Source organism: Bellilinea sp., from assembly GCF_034432615.1.
Taxonomy (GTDB): domain Bacteria; phylum Chloroflexota; class Anaerolineae; order Anaerolineales; family Anaerolineaceae; genus Bellilinea.
Genome location: NZ_DAOUBL010000277.1, coordinates 1 through 16,614, shown reverse-complemented (window position 1 = coordinate 16,614; position 16,614 = coordinate 1). Strand labels below are relative to the sequence as shown.

General features: G+C 51.7%; 16 protein-coding genes. 7 read left to right on the top strand and 9 right to left on the bottom strand.

What is annotated here, in order from left to right; genetic code table 11:
- Window positions 1-195: 195 nt before the first annotated feature.
- The gene (locus tag VAE48_RS12630) at window positions 196-849 is read right to left on the bottom strand and encodes a LysM peptidoglycan-binding domain-containing protein (protein WP_322793687.1); all 654 of its coding nucleotides are present in this window, start codon (window positions 847-849) and stop codon (window positions 196-198) included.
- Between the two features lie 229 nt (window positions 850-1,078).
- Between VAE48_RS12630 and VAE48_RS12625 the strand changes: the two genes are divergently transcribed.
- A complete protein-coding gene (locus VAE48_RS12625) occupies window positions 1,079-1,495 on the top strand; it encodes a nucleoside 2-deoxyribosyltransferase (protein ID WP_322793686.1) in 417 nt (138 codons plus the stop codon).
- A 227-nt stretch (window positions 1,496-1,722) separates the two neighbouring features.
- Here VAE48_RS12625 and VAE48_RS12620 read toward each other — a convergent pair whose 3' ends face one another.
- The 7 genes from VAE48_RS12620 to VAE48_RS12590 all read right to left on the bottom strand — a co-directional run bounded on the left by VAE48_RS12620 (window position 1,723) and on the right by VAE48_RS12590 (window position 8,987).
- Window positions 1,723-3,651, bottom strand: coding sequence for an ATP-binding protein (locus VAE48_RS12620; protein ID WP_322793685.1), 1,929 nt, complete (start codon window positions 3,649-3,651; stop codon window positions 1,723-1,725).
- Window positions 3,652-3,685: 34 nt separating this feature from the next.
- The gene (locus VAE48_RS12615; protein ID WP_322793684.1) at window positions 3,686-5,338 is read right to left on the bottom strand and encodes an ATP-binding protein; all 1,653 of its coding nucleotides are present in this window, start codon (window positions 5,336-5,338) and stop codon (window positions 3,686-3,688) included.
- Window positions 5,339-5,478: 140 nt separating this feature from the next.
- Window positions 5,479-5,967 (bottom strand): NUDIX hydrolase, encoded by a 489-nt coding sequence (locus tag VAE48_RS12610; RefSeq protein ID WP_322793683.1) that lies wholly within the window; start codon window positions 5,965-5,967, stop codon window positions 5,479-5,481.
- Window positions 5,964-6,842, bottom strand: a complete 879-nt coding sequence (locus VAE48_RS12605) for an anti-sigma factor family protein (RefSeq protein ID WP_322793682.1) — start codon at window positions 6,840-6,842, stop codon at window positions 5,964-5,966. Before VAE48_RS12605 ends, VAE48_RS12610 begins: the two co-directional genes overlap by 4 nt.
- Window positions 6,839-7,453 carry a sigma-70 family RNA polymerase sigma factor gene (locus VAE48_RS12600; RefSeq protein WP_322793681.1) on the bottom strand — a complete coding sequence of 205 codons (615 nt, stop codon included), beginning with the start codon at window positions 7,451-7,453 and terminating at the stop codon, window positions 6,839-6,841. The genes VAE48_RS12605 and VAE48_RS12600 overlap by 4 nt, the downstream gene beginning before the upstream one ends.
- On the bottom strand, window positions 7,454-7,849 hold the full coding sequence (locus VAE48_RS12595; RefSeq protein ID WP_322793680.1) for a DUF3054 domain-containing protein: 396 nt from the start codon (window positions 7,847-7,849) through the stop codon (window positions 7,454-7,456).
- A 43-nt stretch (window positions 7,850-7,892) separates the two neighbouring features.
- Complete coding sequence (locus VAE48_RS12590) at window positions 7,893-8,987, bottom strand: alpha/beta hydrolase family protein (RefSeq protein WP_322793679.1); 1,095 nt, start codon at window positions 8,985-8,987, stop codon at window positions 7,893-7,895.
- A gap of 62 nt (window positions 8,988-9,049) precedes the next feature.
- Between VAE48_RS12590 and VAE48_RS12585 the strand changes: the two genes are divergently transcribed.
- From VAE48_RS12585 to VAE48_RS12565, 5 genes are all read left to right on the top strand, one after another.
- A complete protein-coding gene (locus VAE48_RS12585) occupies window positions 9,050-9,862 on the top strand; it encodes a hypothetical protein (RefSeq protein WP_322793678.1) in 813 nt (270 codons plus the stop codon).
- A gap of 177 nt (window positions 9,863-10,039) precedes the next feature.
- Window positions 10,040-11,035: a prenyltransferase gene (locus VAE48_RS12580; RefSeq protein WP_322793677.1), complete on the top strand. Its 996-nt coding sequence runs from the start codon at window positions 10,040-10,042 to the stop codon at window positions 11,033-11,035.
- 343 nt (window positions 11,036-11,378) lie between these two features.
- The gene (locus VAE48_RS12575; protein ID WP_322793676.1) at window positions 11,379-11,819 is read left to right on the top strand and encodes a Fur family transcriptional regulator; all 441 of its coding nucleotides are present in this window, start codon (window positions 11,379-11,381) and stop codon (window positions 11,817-11,819) included.
- Between the two features lie 40 nt (window positions 11,820-11,859).
- A complete protein-coding gene (locus tag VAE48_RS12570; RefSeq protein ID WP_322793675.1) occupies window positions 11,860-12,372 on the top strand; it encodes a DNA starvation/stationary phase protection protein in 513 nt (170 codons plus the stop codon).
- Between the two features lie 171 nt (window positions 12,373-12,543).
- Window positions 12,544-14,151 carry a GGDEF domain-containing protein gene (locus tag VAE48_RS12565; protein ID WP_322793674.1) on the top strand — a complete coding sequence of 536 codons (1,608 nt, stop codon included), beginning with the start codon at window positions 12,544-12,546 and terminating at the stop codon, window positions 14,149-14,151.
- A 26-nt stretch (window positions 14,152-14,177) separates the two neighbouring features.
- On the opposite strand, the gene VAE48_RS12560 is transcribed toward VAE48_RS12565, so the two are convergent.
- Complete coding sequence (locus VAE48_RS12560; RefSeq protein WP_322793673.1) at window positions 14,178-14,954, bottom strand: hypothetical protein; 777 nt, start codon at window positions 14,952-14,954, stop codon at window positions 14,178-14,180.
- A 199-nt stretch (window positions 14,955-15,153) separates the two neighbouring features.
- On the opposite strand from VAE48_RS12560, the gene VAE48_RS12555 reads away from it, so the two are divergent.
- On the top strand, window positions 15,154-16,587 hold the full coding sequence (locus VAE48_RS12555) for a hypothetical protein (protein WP_322793672.1): 1,434 nt from the start codon (window positions 15,154-15,156) through the stop codon (window positions 16,585-16,587).
- Window positions 16,588-16,614: the final 27 nt, after the last annotated feature.

Sequence of the window (16,614 nt, the reverse complement as noted above, 5' to 3'; positions counted from 1 at the left end):
TTCGAATTTTCGTCCCCCTCCCGCCTCCCCCAAAATCGCAGGGGCGATTTTGGGGGAGGTGCAGGTGGGGGTAATAATCACTGCATGCCAGGTTTTGATCTAATCCCGAACTCACGTTAATTAAGCAAATATGGCGGGGGCAATCCCGCCATTAATTGTACCATGGTGCGTCTGCCTCAAAGAGAACGCAGGTTTTTAGGGGATGCGGATGACGTCCCCGACTTTGAGGGTGTAAGGCGCCTGCAGATTATTGGCAGCGGCAATTGCCATGGGGTCCACATCCCCAAAGTCGCAGGCAATCGAGTAAATCGTGTCGCCGGCTTTGACCGTGTAATCCGCCGGATGGGCTTTCAAGGCGCGCGGCCCCGAAGACCACGTTCCAGTGGCCGGGATCTTCAAAACCGTTCCTTCTGCCGGGCGGGAATTCATGTTGAGGTTGTTGGCGGAGAAGAAAGCGTTGAGATCCAGATTGTAGCGCCGGGCAATGCAGATCGGCCATTCACCTTTTTGCAGGGTGTAGGTTTCGGGGCGGCTGAGGGTTGGCAGAACCGGCAGGGTGGTGGTCGGTTGGGGCACCGGCGTGTCGGTGACGACAATGATTGGCGTCGCCTCGCCGGGTTCTTGCGGCGTCGTTTCCTGTGGCTGGGCGGTTGGCTGCTGGGCAGCCTGCGTCTGCTGGACGATTTCGGTCAGCCGCTGGTTTGGATCAACCGTAGCAATCGGGAACGGGATTTCGGAGGTGGCGGTGGCTTCGCCGGGTTGTTTGGTGGTGGCAGAACGGGTACAGGCAGCCATGCTCACCACAACCAGAATACTGATCAGCGCCACTACAAAAAGGTTCTTTTTCATCTTCATTCTCCTTCTGAGGTTACGAATTCCCGAATTTCGTGTGAACTTTCCTCAGGATTTCATCGCTTGCAATGATACTAGCATAAGCATTATCCTGCGTCAAGCGAAGATTCGGGGGCAATTTCATGACTCCATGCAATAAGTATGCCAGATTTTGAATTTTGAGTGTTGAAAAAATACGGGTAAAATTTAATCAAACCCATTCGATAGCAGGGATTTGCCCAAGAAAATGAATATTTACTTTTCCTGTTCCATCACCGGCGGAAGAAAGGACCAGCCGGTTTATGCAGCCATCGTTCAGGCTTTACTGGAGGACGGGCATCACGTCCCAACGGCTATCCTTGCCAGTCCGCGAATACTGGATATGGAAATCGTTGTTGACCCGCGCGAGGTGTACCGCAGGGATGTCAACTGGGTGCAGGCGTGTGATGCGTTGATTACCGAGGTGAGTACTCCCTCTCATGGTGTGGGTTATGAAATTGCACTGGCTTTGATGCTGGAGAAGCCGGTGCTTGCCTGTTACCGGGCGGGGGCGGCGGTTTCCAAAATGATTCTGGGTAACGATCATCCGCGTCTTAAAATTGGCATGTACAGGGATGTTACTGAGGCTGTCATATTGACGCGTGACTTTTTACGGGGTTTGTAATGTGAATAAGGTCATCCAAAAACTATGATGAAACACAATAACCAATGTCAGACCTTTGCGGTATCATAACGCATGGAGACGCAGACATCCGGACACCTCCAAATTTAGCTCATCGCTGTCTCCTCCTTTGGCGAATGCCTCCGCCGGGTAACCTCACCGCCCCCGGCGGAGGCTTGCTTTAAATGCAAGCAGGATCGGTTTGGTCAGCCGAAAATGAAGGTGGAGAATCAGCTTTCCACAATCGGCAGGACAATGGTGAAAGTTGTACCCTGACCTACGGTGGATTCGACCCAGATGCGCCCTTCGTGACTTTCGACAATCGAGCGGACAATTGCCAGCCCCAGACCGGTGCCGGCAACCTCGTTGTTGACATTGCTGGCACGGTAAAATTTATCGAATATGAACGGCAAATCTACGGAAGGGATGCCAATCCCTTCATCCTTGATTTGCAGGATGATCTGATTTTGTTCCATCTCCCCGTAGATTTCGATTTTTCCACCGGGTTGGGAATACTTGATGGCATTATCTATCAGGTGTTCGAACATCTGACGAATCTGCACGGGATTACCGTAAAAAGGCGGCATGGGGGATGGCAGTTTAATTTCCAGCGTATTTCCCTTGCGCGCCAGCGCCTTGCGGAAGTTATCTGCGGCCAGATCGAGAATCTGGCGCAGGTCAAAGGTTTCTTTACGGGTATCAAAACCGGCTTCAATGCGCCCCAGATTGACCAGATCATCCACCAGATGGGTGATGTTCTGCACGCTGGTTTGCACGCGGCGGATGAATTCCTGCTGTAATTCGTTGACCGGCCCCGCCCGTTCAATTAGTTCGGCGTATCCCAAAATAGCGGTCAGCGGGGAGCGTAAGTCGTGGGAAACGGTGCTGACAAACTCGCTTTTGATACGGTCGAGTTTCTTGAGGTAGGTGATGTCATGCAGGGTCAGGGCGGTACCGACATCTGGAATGGGGGTGCGCTGTGCTCCGAAGACGCGCCCATCCTCCACGACCAGTTCAGTGCGGTTGGAAAGGCTGCGCGTGCTGGTGTCCAGCAATTCCAGCAGTTCTGGCTGGCTGATGACCTCTCGGTAAGGCTTACCAACCACATTCATGTGGTGAATGCCCAGAGCGGCTTCGGCAACCTGATTGATTAGAATGATCTCACGGTTCTGCCCGATGACGATCACTCCGTCCTGAATTTTCTTCAAAATGGTTTCCAGTTTATTGCGTTCAGCCTGGGTTTCGTCAAACAGGCGCGCATTTTGCAGGGCGATCACGGCGTATTCGGCGAGGGTGGAAAGCAGGTTAATATCCCGTTTGTGGAAGGGCAAGCGGCTGTGGCGGTTGTCCACTCCCAGCACGCCGAAAACGCGATCCTGCACCTTCAAGGGCACGTAGATTAATGCGTGCACCAGATAGGAAGTTTTGATTTTTTGCGGGGTGCTTTCATCCAGAACAACCGGTTGAGAGGTGCGCAGCACCGATCCGGCCAGCGTATCCTGAATTGGCAGGCGAAACGTGCGCACAAAATCTTCCTGAAAGTTCTTGGCGGCGCGCATGTACAATTCGCCGCTCTCTTCATCCAACAACAACAGGCTGCCTTCTTCAGCACCGGTCAGTTCAACGGCGGCTTCGACAATGGCAGAGAGCACTTCATCGGAGTTGAGAGAGGAGGTAATGGACTGCCCCAGCCTTGCCAGGGTTTCCAGTTCATCCACCCGGCGGCGCAGGCGGTCCGTGGCGCGGCGAGCCTCCAAAAGCACCCAATCCCGCGACTGACGCACTTTATTCAGGCTTTCCTGCACCGAAGTGAGAATATCCTCAGTGCGCAGCGGCAGGCACAGGTAGTCGCTCACCCCCAGCCGCAAAGCTTTTTTGAGCAGTTCGGGGGTATCTTTTTGTACCAGCAACACAATGGGGATGGCAGGAAATTGATGTATGAATTTACCGGCAACTTCCAGACCTTTGCCCTGGTTGATGGTTTCACTGAGCAGAATTAGCGCCGGGTGATTGTCTTCGGTATATTGAAAGGCTGTTTCAACATCGGATTGAATCACCACCGTGAAACCGGCGGACTGCAGCACCCGTTCAAGCAAATAGGTGATCTGTGGATCGGTTATCAGGACGAGGATGGTCTGGTCTTTGTTTGGGTTATTCATGAAAGGATTCGTGCCTCAACAGGATCATACCGATTTAGCGGGCGGGCAGCATTACATGAAACTGGGTGCCTTGTCCCGGTTTGCTCTCCACCCAAATTTTACCATTATGTCGGTTTACCATTTCTTTAATCGTTCTCATTCCTACTCCCAAACCGCCGAAACGACGCGGTTGGGTCTGCTCGCTGCCCGCCTCGCTTTCGAAAAGATTGGCGGCAATTTGGGCATCCAGCCCCGGCCCGCTGTCACTCACGATAAGGTGAGCATCCTTCCCGTTGGTTTTTTCCAGTTTGATACGCACCTGTCCACCGCTGTTGCAGAACTTGATGGCATTGCTGACCAGCCCGCCAAGAATCTGGGTAATTTGACGTTCATCACCGGCTACATAAACTGGCTGGGGGGGCAGGTCGGTAATCAAGGAAAGGTTGCTCTTTTGTGAAAATGGCAAAAAATGACTGGCGGTCACTCGAACCAGCTCTGTCAGATTGACCTCACGGGCAGGCCGCTGGCTGCGCGGGGTTTGAATGGGGGTGATCGCTTCGCTTAACTGGTTTAAGGTGTCCAGCGATTGGCGTAAGGAGGACAGGTTTTCGCGCTGGGCAGACGACCAGCGGATGGTTGGGTCTTGAAGCAGGCGTTCCAGCGCGCCGTATTGAATTTCGACAACCTGTCGAAGCTCCTTTTTAACTTTTTGCAGTAATTCGATGGTTATCTTTTCACCGGTCAGGGCATTTTCAGCCAGTGATTGCTGGTGGCGGGCGCGTTCTTCCATGATTCGGAAAAGCCGCGCGTTGACCAGTGAAATTGAAGCAAAATCGGCAATCGATTCGACCAGGCGCTGTTCGTTTTCTCGGAACGGTTCGGGTTTGCGGCGGATGAGAGTCAGCAAGCCGATAACCTGTTTGGATACTTTAACCGGCACGATCAAAGCCGACTGACCCAGCGCTGCAACCTTGAAGCGTTTGAGCGGTTCTCCGTGAATACTCAGTGGTTCGCCGGACATGGCTACCAGCGAACTGATCCCATCGTCCCAGGCCTGATTCAAGCGCACCGGCAGCGAAGGGGGTAATTTGTGTTGGGCAACCAGCAAAAAGGTTTTGCCAGCCTCTTCTCGCAGCAGGAACCAGCCGATGTCGGCATGGGTGATTTGGGTGACGCTCTCCAGTATTTTCTCGAATAATGCCGACTGGTCAGTGATCGAGGTGACTGCTTTGGCAATGGAGAAGATGGTGGTCAATTCGCGGATGCGCTGCTGCAGTTCCTGATTGGTTTGCTGCAATTGAACTGCCAGGCGTTCCCGCTCGCGGCGTTCCCGCACCTGGGAGAGGTTGCGTTCCACTGCGGAAAGCACCTCCGCTTCGCGTGCCGGCCAGATCAAATAATCGGCTGCGCCTAGCCGGAAGGCCTGAATGATCTCATTTTCGGTGCCTTTTCTGGCAATCAGGATGAGCGGAATGTTGACACCCTGTGAATTCAACCCGACCAGTAAATCTTTGCCACTCAAACCGGGCAGTTCGAGATTGGCGAGGATGACATCCGGCATGATTTGCATGGCACGCGAGAGCGCCGTGGCCCCATCGCTGACCTGATAGACCTGATAGCCAGCAGCCACCAGCGTCTGACGCGAGATAAAATCTGCAATCACCGGATCGCTTTCAGCGATTAAGATTCGATCGGTATTTTCTGCCATGTATTAATAATGATAGCACGGAACATTAAAAATAAAACACCGCCGACTATTCAATTCACTAACAATTTTTGTTTTTTTTTACTGCCCGTAAAACAACGTGGGGAGCGCAGACAGTAAAAAGTCAAGCAGGGCTTCGAGGGCTATTCCACACCCAGCACACGCCGGGTAGCGCGAAAAGCCAGCGGCGGGAGATTGCTGCGTGGAAAGAAAGCAGCCTGATCGGCGTCATCGCCGGCGGCCAGCGTACCACCGATCACCACAGCGCGATAGACGATGATAATATCGGCTCCGCGTTCATGTTCCCGTCCGTTGATGACATCTACCAGCCCGGTGATTTTGACTTCCAACCCGGTTTCTTCCAGACATTCCCGCAGAGCTGCCTGCTGGGGGTCTTCGTGGGCGTCCACAAAACCGGCCGGGATGCTCCACAACCCTTGCAGGGGTTCATTGATGCGGCGAACCAGAAGGATTTGATCATCCTGTTCCACCAGCACCCCGGCAGCAACCTTTGGATCTGCAAAGTAAATGAACCCGCACTGAGGGCAAACCGGGCGCAGCTTGCCAAAGACGATGCGAGTTTCCAGTTCCGCGGCACATTGCGGGCAGTAACGGTAAATGGTTGGGCTCATGAAATCTTTCGTTTGAGCAGGATGGAAAGCAGCCATAACCCGATTGCCAGAATTGCAAAGCCAGCTCCTGCCAGCCAGGCCGGACGGATCATGCCGCGCTCCTGTTCGCTTGGTGGAACAGCCGAATCGGGTGTTGTAGAACTCAAATCAGGGGTGAACAGCGTTTTACCCTGTTCTTCCGGCTGGCGTACGCCCAGCACCGGACCACTACCTTCCAGTGGCAACGGCTCAATTTGTGTAGGGATGGGGTTGAGTTGAATGTTGCCTGAGCTGGATTCGGGTATGCTCTGTGTTTTGAAGGATTGATCTGTTCCACCGCCCATGCCGTCAGCAGGCGGATACCCGGCTGCTCCCCCACAAAAGGCATCCGGGCAGCCCGGCGCAATGCCTCCCCCTCCCCCCATGCCCATGGCAGGAGGCGGTGGGCCGCCCCAGTACACGACCGGAGGTGTTTCCTGTGACATTTCAGGAGCAGCCATTATTCTGACAGTTTCTGATTCGGTGGCTTGTGATTCCATGACCGGCTCACTGGCGGTCATCGGGCGGGTTGCCATGCCCGGCAATAACTGGCTGACGAACATCCACACGGCCACGAGGGTTGCCAGAACGGAGGAAAAGCGCAGAGCGGGGATCAAGATAAATGGACGGCGGGGCTGCTGGACGGCTGCAGCGCTGAGGGTAAAGTTGCGCGGCACTTTGCGAAGCGGAGCATTCCGTAAAACCGCCCTGGTATTCTGTAAAGATTCGTAAGTTTCTTTTGCCTCAGGATTGGATTGGAGTAATGCCTCAACCCGCGCCTTTTCGCGCGGGTCAAGCTCTCCATCCAGATAAGCAGAGAGCAGAATCAAATCACGGGAATTCAACTGCTCTTTCATTGTAATTCAGCCTCTTTCCCAAGACGAAATTTTGACGGTAATAGTTCCGCAAAGCCGGAAAGACAATCCCGCAAGCGCAGACGGGCGCGTGCCAAACGGCTTTTGATGGTGCCGAGCGGCTTTCCAATAGCCTGTGAAACTTCTTGATAATCCATTCCCTGAATATCTACCAGAATGACCACGGCGCGGAATTCTTCCGGCAGATCCTGAATGCAGTGTTGAATGGCGGCTTCCAACTCGCGGGTTTCCATCTCTTCATCCGGCCGAGGGTTGTGGTCGGCGAGCCAGGCAGGTGATTCAATTTCCTCGTCATCTTCTTGATGAATGGGCTCCAGTGCAACCGTGGGGCGGCGCTGGCGGCGACGCAACTCATCGTAACAGGCATTGGTGACCATGCGCATCACCCAGGCGCGGAACGAACCTCCGCGGTATTGTTTAAGATTGCGGTAGGCCGAGATAAAGGCGGTTTGGGTGGCATCTTCGGCGGCAGCATCGTCGTTTAACATACGGTAGGCAAGGTTGAATGCCATTTGCTGATAGGCAAGCACCAGCCGGTTGAAGGCATCCAGATTGCCCTGCAGGGCATCGCGAATTAAGGCGGCTTCGTCCATTCAGACCTGCTTTCTGGTGATCCAGGCAATCCAAATCACTCGCCAAATCAACAAACCAACAGCCGAAACTGCCATCATCACCAGGGCAAAGACCGGCATGACCACATTTTGAAGCCACAGTCCACGTAGAACGGCTCCAAACGGGGCGGCCAGCGCTGCACAACCCATTACCCGCCAAAGTTGGCGGTAATCCGTGCTGATATCCGGGTGGAACACCCCGCCCAGCCAGCCGGCAACCAGCCATCCCGCCAGCATTGGCAGGAAGGTGGCCAGCCATCGGCCGCCAGCCAGAGAAGTGCTGTGCGAAGCAAAACCGATGAAGGTGACCAACAGCAAGATAATCCCGTCCATCAGGATCAAGAAAAGGATAGAGGAATGCACCGGGCGACTCTTCACCCGTTTATCCTAACCCATCTGAATATGAACGTCAAGAAAATAATTACTTCAAGTAACGGTCAAAAAACTCAACCGTACGCTGCATGGCAAGGCTGAAACTGTTGGCAATGTTGTGATCGTCACCGGGGTAGGTGTAAAACTCCACCGGTTGACCGGCGGCCTGCATAGCTTCAGCCAGCCGCTGCGAAAAGAAAATTGGTACAACCGAATCTTCGCTGGCGTGGTGCAGCTGCAGCGGCCCGCTGATTTCATGGACAAACATGATCGGCGAGATTGAATCCCAAAAGGAGGGGTTTTCCTGCGGCAAACCGTACGTTTCTACCAGTTGTTGGGTAAAACGTCTTCCGGCAGTCGAAAGGGTGGGTATGGGGGTCGGCCGCCAACGGTACATCATATCCTCATAAGAGCCGACCACACCTGCCCAAATTACCCCGGCTTTAACGTCCGGTGTGGTCACCATTGCCCGCAGGGTAAGGTGACCGCCCATAGAATGCCCCCACATCCCGATTTTGTCCGGGTTGGCCTTGGGGTAACGTTTGATTGAGGCAACCGCATTCAACACATCCACGGTGTAATCCGGTGTGCTGTAAGCGCCGCGCGCTTCTCCTTCTGAATTGCCATGACCGCGGTAATCCGGGCGGAGGACGATGTAACCGCGGCTGGCAAAAGCGTTGACATAGGCTACATAGCGTTCCGTGGGGCGGTATTCGCGCGGGGGAATATAGCCATGATTGAAAACGATCACCGGAAAGCCCTTGGGGGGTGGTTCACCAAACGGGACGGTCATGAGGGCATAAATTTTCAGCCCATCCGAAAGATAAGAGACCAGATAGCGTTCGTAATTCCCGCCGGAAGCCAGTTTTTCTTCAAAGACGATCTCGCTACCGGGATAATCCCGCAGGCGCATGGATTGAATGGTCAGCGGATGCAGGGTGGGGGTTGGGGTAAAGGTAGCGGTGGGAGGCAACGTCGGGCTGGGGGTAATGGTTGGCGGCGGGCTGGGAGTCTGGCTGGGTTGTTGAAAATTTGCAGGCGAAGGCAACCGGTTTGGTTCATTTTGAACAGCGTTGCACCCGTTGATCAGCAATCCCAGGAGAATGGCAAGCAGAGTGAAAAGAAGACGGTTGAAATTGGACATTTATTATCCTGAATTGGATTGTAAATGGGTTTTTGGAAAGGTGTCAAGGCGGGGTTTGTGGTTTGAAACAGGTTGCGCAGGCTGACAATCTGGTCTACACTAAAGGTATGATGGTCAGCGAGCGGACGGTTTTTTTAGGAATTGACCCGGGCAGCGGACGGGAGGGGATGACCTATGTTGCGCTGGATGCCGAAAAACGGGTGCTGGCCATTGGTGGAGGAAAAATTCAGGATGTTCTGGCTTTTGCCGCCGGCCAGCTGGATGTGCTGGCAGCGGTTAATGGGGTCGTCAAGCCATTGAAAGAGCCTTCTTCAAGCGAGGTGCAGCAACGGCTTTTTCCTGAGTATGCAGATGATCTGTTTGGGCGGCTGAGAAAAGAGGCTGCTGAACGGCTGGAAACCAGCGGCGGGGGTGGAATGTCTGGTCTGGTTGAAAAAGACAGTCGCAGCGCTCGACAACGTTCGGAAATCCTTGTGCAGCAATTAAAAGAACTGGGCTATCGCGCTTTCCCCGATGAAGACCAGAAGCGGCAGTGGCTGCGTTTTTCGGCACAGGCCGCTTTTTTGTCCTTGTGCGGTGGTCGTTTGTTTGAGTCGCGTTCGCTGGAAGGTCGTTTGCAGCGTCAGTTGATTTTATTCGAGGAAAAATTGCCTCTCAAAGACCCGATGGATTTTTTTGAGGAAGTAACCCGCCGCCGACTGCTGCTCGGCAGGCTGCCCTACGAGATGATCTACGCATCCGGTGAATTGAATGCGCTGGTAGGCGCTTATACGGCCTGGCTGGCAGTTTTTGAAGAACAGCGGGTGAGCAAAGAGGAAGACGGCAGCGAAGGCGGCTGGATGCTGCCGTTACCCCCTGCGCAAGCCGAAAATTAAGTGCTCGGCCCATCCGCCCTCTCCATAAGCCTTCTGAGAATCGGCAGGTTTTAGAGGCCGTGGTTCCTGATAAAGACACAGCCCATCATTAAGATTGAATTAGAGTTTTGGGAAAAGCCTTTACATCTGGCTGCTTTCCGAGATAATAACCTTTAAGATAGAAAATGTGAGGTAATCATGGTCAACGTCAAAATGTGGGTCAAAGCCTTGCAGGTCATCCCGCATGTTGAACGGGATGAGTGGGAGCGTTTGGATGTCATTTCCAAATGGTTGATTTCCACCCGCGCAGCAGTGCTGATTATGACTTTCATCTCGGCTGCGATTGCCGGTTTGCTGGCGCTGCGTGCCGGCGAGTTTGACCTGCTGCGCTGGCTAATGCTGGTTATCGGATTAATCTTCGCTCACGCCACCAACAATTTGCTCAACGATCTGACCGATTACTCGCGCGGCGTGGATACCGACAATTACTACCGTACCCAATACGGGCCGCAGCCTTTAGAGCAAGGACTGTGGAGCCGTAAAACACACCTGCTCTATGCTGCCGTAACCGGGCTGATCGCTCTGGCAGCCGGGGCTTATCTGGTCGCCGTGAGCGGAATTTTGGCATTATGGCTGCTGCTGGCGGGTGCCGTTTTCGTTTTGTTCTATACCTACCCGCTCAAGTACATTGGTTTGGGAGAAGTTGCCGTTTTACTGGTCTGGGGGCCGTTGATGATTGGCGGCGGCTATTATGTCATTACCGGTCAGTGGGACTGGTATGTGGCACTTGCCTCACTGGCTTATGCTCTCGGTCCGACTACGGTTATCTTTGGCAAGCACATTGATAAATTGCAGCAGGATCAGGAAAAAGGCATTCGAACATTGCCGGTCATTTTGGGCGAAACACGCTCCCGCTATGTGGTGCTGGGCATGATTGCCCTGCAGTACATAGCGGTGATTACCCTGGTGGCGGTGGGGTACTTTTCGTCGGTTATGCTGATTGTGCTGCTGGCATGGTATTACCTGCCCCCTGTGATTCGGGTATTCAGCCGGCCGCGCCCGACGGAAAAACCGCAAGATGCAAGGCTGGCAGCCGGTTGGCCGCTTTACTTTGTGGCGGCGGCGTTTTATCAAAATCGGAGTTATGGGTTATTGCTGCTGGTAGGTTTGATATTGCAATTATTCATCCCCTGAGCAGGGTTTTACTGGTTGGGCAGCGGGAACTGCTCAACCGCCAAAATCTTGCCTCCAGGTAAAGGGTTTTGGGAAATTGGGTGTGCAAATGGCGTGCGGTCAACCGCGCGCCATTTGCCATTGCTAAGCAGGCGGATATTCCACAACGTTTGATAATTCAGGAATAATGTATTTGAGTTGAAGAATGCGCAGGCGACCTCGCGAATCTTTGCTTTGCCGTTCCCTGGTGAAGGAGGGGGGTGTTTTTGAGAAGGATGTTTTTAATCGAACATTAACTTGACAACGATTATTTATTGGCTATAATTACTTATAGATAATGATTATCAACAAGAGGGTTGGTTCGATGGATACCGAAGAACGCTTAAGAGATATTCTTCAAAGGTTGCAGAAAGACGGTCACCGGATGACACCCCAACGGGTGGCGATTTTGCGGGCGTTTCTTTCGGCGCAGGATCATCCTACCGTTGAACAGGTCTATCGGCGGGTTTGCCGCGATTTTCCAATGACCAGCCTGGCTACCGTCTATAAAACGGTTGCTCTGCTAAAGGAAATGGGAGAGGTGATCGAGATCAGCGGCGATTTGCAGGGAAGCCGTTACGATGCATTTCATCCCGAACCACACCCTCATCTGATCTGCACTCGCTGCGGGCAAATTTACGATGGCGAGGGCGTGGATGTCCAACCCGTGGTGGCAGCCTTGCAAGCCCAATCGGCGTTCCGTGTTTCCACCTATCGGTTGGATCTATACGGCGTTTGCGCCGCCTGTCAGACGCAGGCCGGCTGACTGAATCAACTTAAAACCAGTATTATTCGGAGGTAAAAAAATGACTACATTAAAATCCAATACAATTTTTGATGAACGACAACCCGAAATTGAAATTACAGCGTCCAATCGTGAAGCAGTTATCGAAGGGCTTAACCGCCTGCTGGCGGATGAGCACGTACTGATGCTCAAAACCCACAACTATCACTGGAATGTGTTGGGGCCGAGCTTCGACCCGATGCACAAGTTCTTTGGCGAGCAGTACGAAATGCTGGATGATATTGTGGATGATGTCGCCGAACGCGCCCGAGCGCTGGGCGGCAAGGCGGTTGGCACGATGCGCGAATATCTGCAACTGACCCGCCTGAGCGAGCACCCAGGTGAATATCCGGATGTGATGACGATGATTGCCAACCTGCTGGCTGATCACGAAACCATCATCCGTGAATTGCGCAAGGATATTGACGATAGTCTCGAAAAGTATGGCGATGTCGGCACCAGTGATTTTCTGACTGACCTGATCCGCCAGCACGAAAAGATGGCCTGGTTCCTGCGCTCATTCTTGCAGGAATAACTCCAGTTGGGCAACCCACCCTGCGCCCCTCGCAAGAGGGGCGTTTTTTATGAGAGAGAGGTTTGAGAAAAACGGCCAATACGCTTGAGGAAGGTGGCTTTTTTACAGAGTCTTTATTGACAAAGAAGGATTACCTCATACAATAGTTAGTAAAGAGTGGGAGGAAAAGGAATGCCGGGGGTTTTTTCTTATGTGAATTTAATTGCAAAACCTCGCAATTATATTCTTCATTCCTCGTTTTTGCTTGTTGTTCATTTATTCACCGTGTTTTTTATACCTGATAGTGTGGCGGGCAATTTTGGCAATTCGATTTATATCCTCTTAAATTTTTTTGTGGTCTTAATCCTTTTCAGGGCAGCAAAAACTCTTAAGGAAAAAGATTCGGTTCTAAATAGAGCATGGTTTTTTATTGCAGGAGGTCAAACAGCGGTATTGGTCGGTGACATATTATTTTCATTGATCTTTTTGGTTCGCGGTGAACCCCTTTTTCCTTCAATAGGAGATTTTTTCTATCTTTTATATTATCCCTTTCTTTTTTTAGGGATACTTCAGTTCAAATCCAAAGAAAAAATCAAATTTTCCTCAGTTGAATTAGGTTTGGCGGGGATAATCACCAACACCGCTGTAATATATATTTTAGTTTTTTTATTACTGCCTTTAACCAATGGGTCACCCCCTGATGTAATCAGTATGCTTATCTCATTTGCCTACCCAATAAACGACTTAATCCTTTTGCTTGCTCTTGTGTTTCTTTTATTTCAATCCCCTACAATAATTCATCCTTTGCCAACAGGGGTCATCGCGAATGGCTTTTTTCTTCTTCTGGTTGCTGATGTGCTCTATGGATCATTGGCATACTCAGGTCAGTATCAATCTGCGACTTTGATTGATACGTTCTATCTGCTTTCTTATATGGTTATCGGGCTTGCCGGGGTATTTCAAATTAATCTCGCCGATCAACCTTCACCAAATAATCAAAGTTTCCATAATTTTCTGACTCAAATTCGATTGTGGATCCTCCTCTTTGCAATTATGGGTCAATTTGCCTTGTTGGTTTTCATGGAATTGACCCCCGAACTAAGAGTATATCGTTGGTGGATTTTAGGGGGATTAGCTGTTACGATGGCGATGGGGATTTTTATCATAATTAAAACCCTTGAAGAAAATCGGAATCTGGTCGCACAACTTCAAATAATTAACCAACAACTTGAAGAGCGAGTTCGTCAGCGCACCGTTGAATTAGAAAAGAGTCGCCTCTTACTCGAACAGCAAGCAAATTATGATTACTTAACACAAATCCCCAATCGGGCTTACTTTATAAATTTGCTAAAAAAAGAAATAGAGCGGCGCAAAAACAAATCTGAAAAGTTTTATCTTTTGTTTTTAGACCTGGACAGATTTAAGGAGATCAATGACACTGCAGGTCATCATATCGGTGATGAACTTCTGATAAAAGTTGCCCAACGTTTGCGAAGTTGTGTACGTGAAAGGGATCAGGTTGCGAGATTTGGGGGAGATGAATTTGTAGTGTTGATTACTGAACCAGTTCATGAACAGACGGTTCAAATGATTTCAAACCGGATTATCGAGCGAATCAATGAACCCTTTTCTATCAAAACCTCACATTATAAAATCGGGGTAAGCATCGGGGTAGTGAGTTCGGAATATATGCCGGATGTAAAGAGTGCCTTACAACACGCCGACATCGCTATGTACGCTGCAAAAAATACCGGCGGGAATCGGATTGTGTACTTTAACCCGGCTACTCACAAAACCTGAGCAGCTTGAACAAAACGAAACACCATTTATCTCACCAGTAAGTCTTTGATTTTCAATGATATAAGGATATTCTCCAGCGTTCCAAAATGGATTTTTCCATCCGATGTAAATGCTGCAAATTGGTTGTCAATCCAAATTACCAGACCTAATCGTCCCTTAGGAACAAGGGGTGATTCAAAAACTGGCTTATCATCCACTTCAAAACGAACGTGGTTATTTTGCCAATCCAGTTGATAATGGTGCGGTTGGGTAAAATCCACCTTGAGACGGGCAGCATCCTGCTGAATCAACCGGCGGGCAAGCCGGCGCAACCAGCGTGCCGTGAGGGGCAGAGCAAGCAGCGGCATGACAAGTACAGCCGGTGCAATCAGAAAACCGGGAATCAACGGTGAGCGGAATACCGCTGCCAGCAGGCCGTTGGCGGGCAGGTCATCGCGCAGGCTGAGGTAATTTTGGGGGGAGGCGTAAAAGAACCATGCCGCATTTGGCAGCACCGGCAGACGGCGGGAACTGCCCTTTGCTCCCAGCGAAAAGCTGAATGGATCATTCCAGAAACCAAAACCCCAGGTGCCGGGCATGGAAGGATCAGATGTCTGTGCGGTCAGCGAGAGAGTCACCGGCGGCTGCCAGTGAAAGCGCTTGCGCGGCAGGTAACGGTAGTCATCCAGCTGGGCAACACGGTATTGACCGGCTTCGCCGGCGGGGATGGATAGTCTCCAGCATCCTTTGCGGTCGGTTTCAACCTGCCCATTGCCGGCGGTCAGGATGGAAAATGGAAAATCTGAATCATCTTGTGGCTTCATCGTGGTGATTATTCCTTATAATACCATTATGTTCTTTGGATGTGTTCGGGTTGTTCATCAAAAGGCGGTTGCTATGAACTCTTATAAGACCTCTTGGTTGCTTCTTTTTTGTTTTCTTTTGATGGGTTTCACGGCCTGCAACCGGGTTACCCCTGCTGACTTCACTCCAACACCGTCTCGCTTGGCGACAACAACGTCCTTGGTTTCCCAAAAGACAATTGTTTCCACCTCTACCCCCACAGCCAGTCAAACACCTGCCCTGCGTCCCTCGCTGACTCCCTCGGCAACCGCAGAAGTATTTGCCTGCCCGCCAACGGTCAGCGTACCGACGGAAGCCCTCTCCCCACTCAGGATATTATATGTGAATGAAAACACGGTCTGGTTGTGGGATGAAATCAGCCGCCAGAAAACTGCGCTGGAACTGCCTGCGGACGCGGTTGCGCCGCACCTCTCACCCGACGGGCGTTACATTGCTTTTTTGAGCGATGGACAGGTTGTTTCCCGCCCGGAAAAACCGCTGGAGGCCATTCCACTCCGTATTTTTGACCGGTTGGAAAACAGCATGCTAGAGGTTGGTCCATTCGCCACCCGCGCAACGCATGAAATGTACCCGCAAGCTGCGCGTGTCTATTTGCAGTTTGTCTGGCAAACAGCCGCAGAAGGGGAGAGGGTTGAAGCGCTGGAAGTGCAGGTGTTTGCTGAACCGTGGGGTTTGGGCGCGGGAAATACGGTTGGCGAACGCTTCCGCGTGTCACTGCCCGATGGACAGGTTGAAACCATTGCTCCGGATGCTTCTTCACCTGTGGCGGGGGGTGAAGGGGCTTTCACGCAAAATTTGCCGGTGATTTCACCGGACGGACGCTTTGAGGTGTTTACTCACCCGCAAGGTGTTTTAATGCGCGACCACCAGAATGGTGAAGAACAGGTGATTGCCCTTGAACCGGCCTGCCCCGACCCTGAAGTATGTTACTTTACCGGCGATCGGGCGGTCATCTGGCGGCCGGATTCGAGCGGTTTTTACACCTTTGCGGCAAAGAATGCCTACTTTGACCAGCGCGCCGAAACCAATTTCTTTTTTGTTCAAACGACGCCATCCATCCGGGTGGAGAAACTGACCGTCATCCGTGCCAATCCGTGGACTTTTTCTTTTTCTCCCGACATCCGTTTTCTTGCTTTTTTGAATCAGCCGGATGTGGATAATGCTCCGCCGAAAATGTATAACTGGGTCACATTGACATTGATGGATTTGGAGCAAAATGCCCAGCGCCGCTACACCGCCGGGTGGGTTTTGCGATTACCGGCATGGAATCCGGACAGCCGCCGCTTTTTGTTGACTTACAGCCCGTTTGGCGGGCCAAACCCGATTGTCAAACAACTGGCATTAGGAGATGTTTGCCGCCCACCGCGAGAGTTGGTTTCTGTACCCGGTCAGATGATCATGGAAACCCGCTGGCTGGATACCGAACGGTTTTTGATGTGGACAGCCCCGCAAAGCGGCACTCCCAACCGCTTTACAGCTGGAATGTACCTATACGATTTACGCAATGGAGATGAACCTGTAGAAATAGATAGGGTGATTCAGGATTATGACCAGCCGTATGGTATGCGTCTTGAATTTGTTCTTCTAAAATGAACGGGTTGTTTTCCTTGACAGGGTTTA

Bases quoted from the DNA above. Each gene is read 5' to 3' on its own strand.
- VAE48_RS12620 (WP_322793685.1), bottom strand. From the start codon at position 3,651: ATGAATAACCCAAACAAAGACCAGACCATCCTCGTCCTGATAACCGAT.
- VAE48_RS12605 (WP_322793682.1), bottom strand. From the start codon at position 6,842: ATGAAAGAGCAGTTGAATTCCCGTGATTTGATTCTGCTCTCTGCTTAT.
- VAE48_RS12590 (WP_322793679.1), bottom strand. From the start codon at position 8,987: ATGTCCAATTTCAACCGTCTTCTTTTCACTCTGCTTGCCATTCTCCTG.
- VAE48_RS12575 (WP_322793676.1), top strand. From the start codon at position 11,379: ATGGATACCGAAGAACGCTTAAGAGATATTCTTCAAAGGTTGCAGAAA.
- VAE48_RS12610 (WP_322793683.1), bottom strand. From the start codon at position 5,967: ATGAGCCCAACCATTTACCGTTACTGCCCGCAATGTGCCGCGGAACTG.
- VAE48_RS12570 (WP_322793675.1), top strand. From the start codon at position 11,860: ATGACTACATTAAAATCCAATACAATTTTTGATGAACGACAACCCGAA.
- VAE48_RS12615 (WP_322793684.1), bottom strand. From the start codon at position 5,338: ATGGCAGAAAATACCGATCGAATCTTAATCGCTGAAAGCGATCCGGTG.
- VAE48_RS12560 (WP_322793673.1), bottom strand. From the start codon at position 14,954: ATGAAGCCACAAGATGATTCAGATTTTCCATTTTCCATCCTGACCGCC.
- VAE48_RS12565 (WP_322793674.1), top strand. From the start codon at position 12,544: ATGCCGGGGGTTTTTTCTTATGTGAATTTAATTGCAAAACCTCGCAAT.
- VAE48_RS12630 (WP_322793687.1), bottom strand. From the start codon at position 849: ATGAAAAAGAACCTTTTTGTAGTGGCGCTGATCAGTATTCTGGTTGTG.
- VAE48_RS12600 (WP_322793681.1), bottom strand. From the start codon at position 7,453: ATGGACGAAGCCGCCTTAATTCGCGATGCCCTGCAGGGCAATCTGGAT.
- VAE48_RS12580 (WP_322793677.1), top strand. From the start codon at position 10,040: ATGGTCAACGTCAAAATGTGGGTCAAAGCCTTGCAGGTCATCCCGCAT.
- VAE48_RS12625 (WP_322793686.1), top strand. From the start codon at position 1,079: ATGAATATTTACTTTTCCTGTTCCATCACCGGCGGAAGAAAGGACCAG.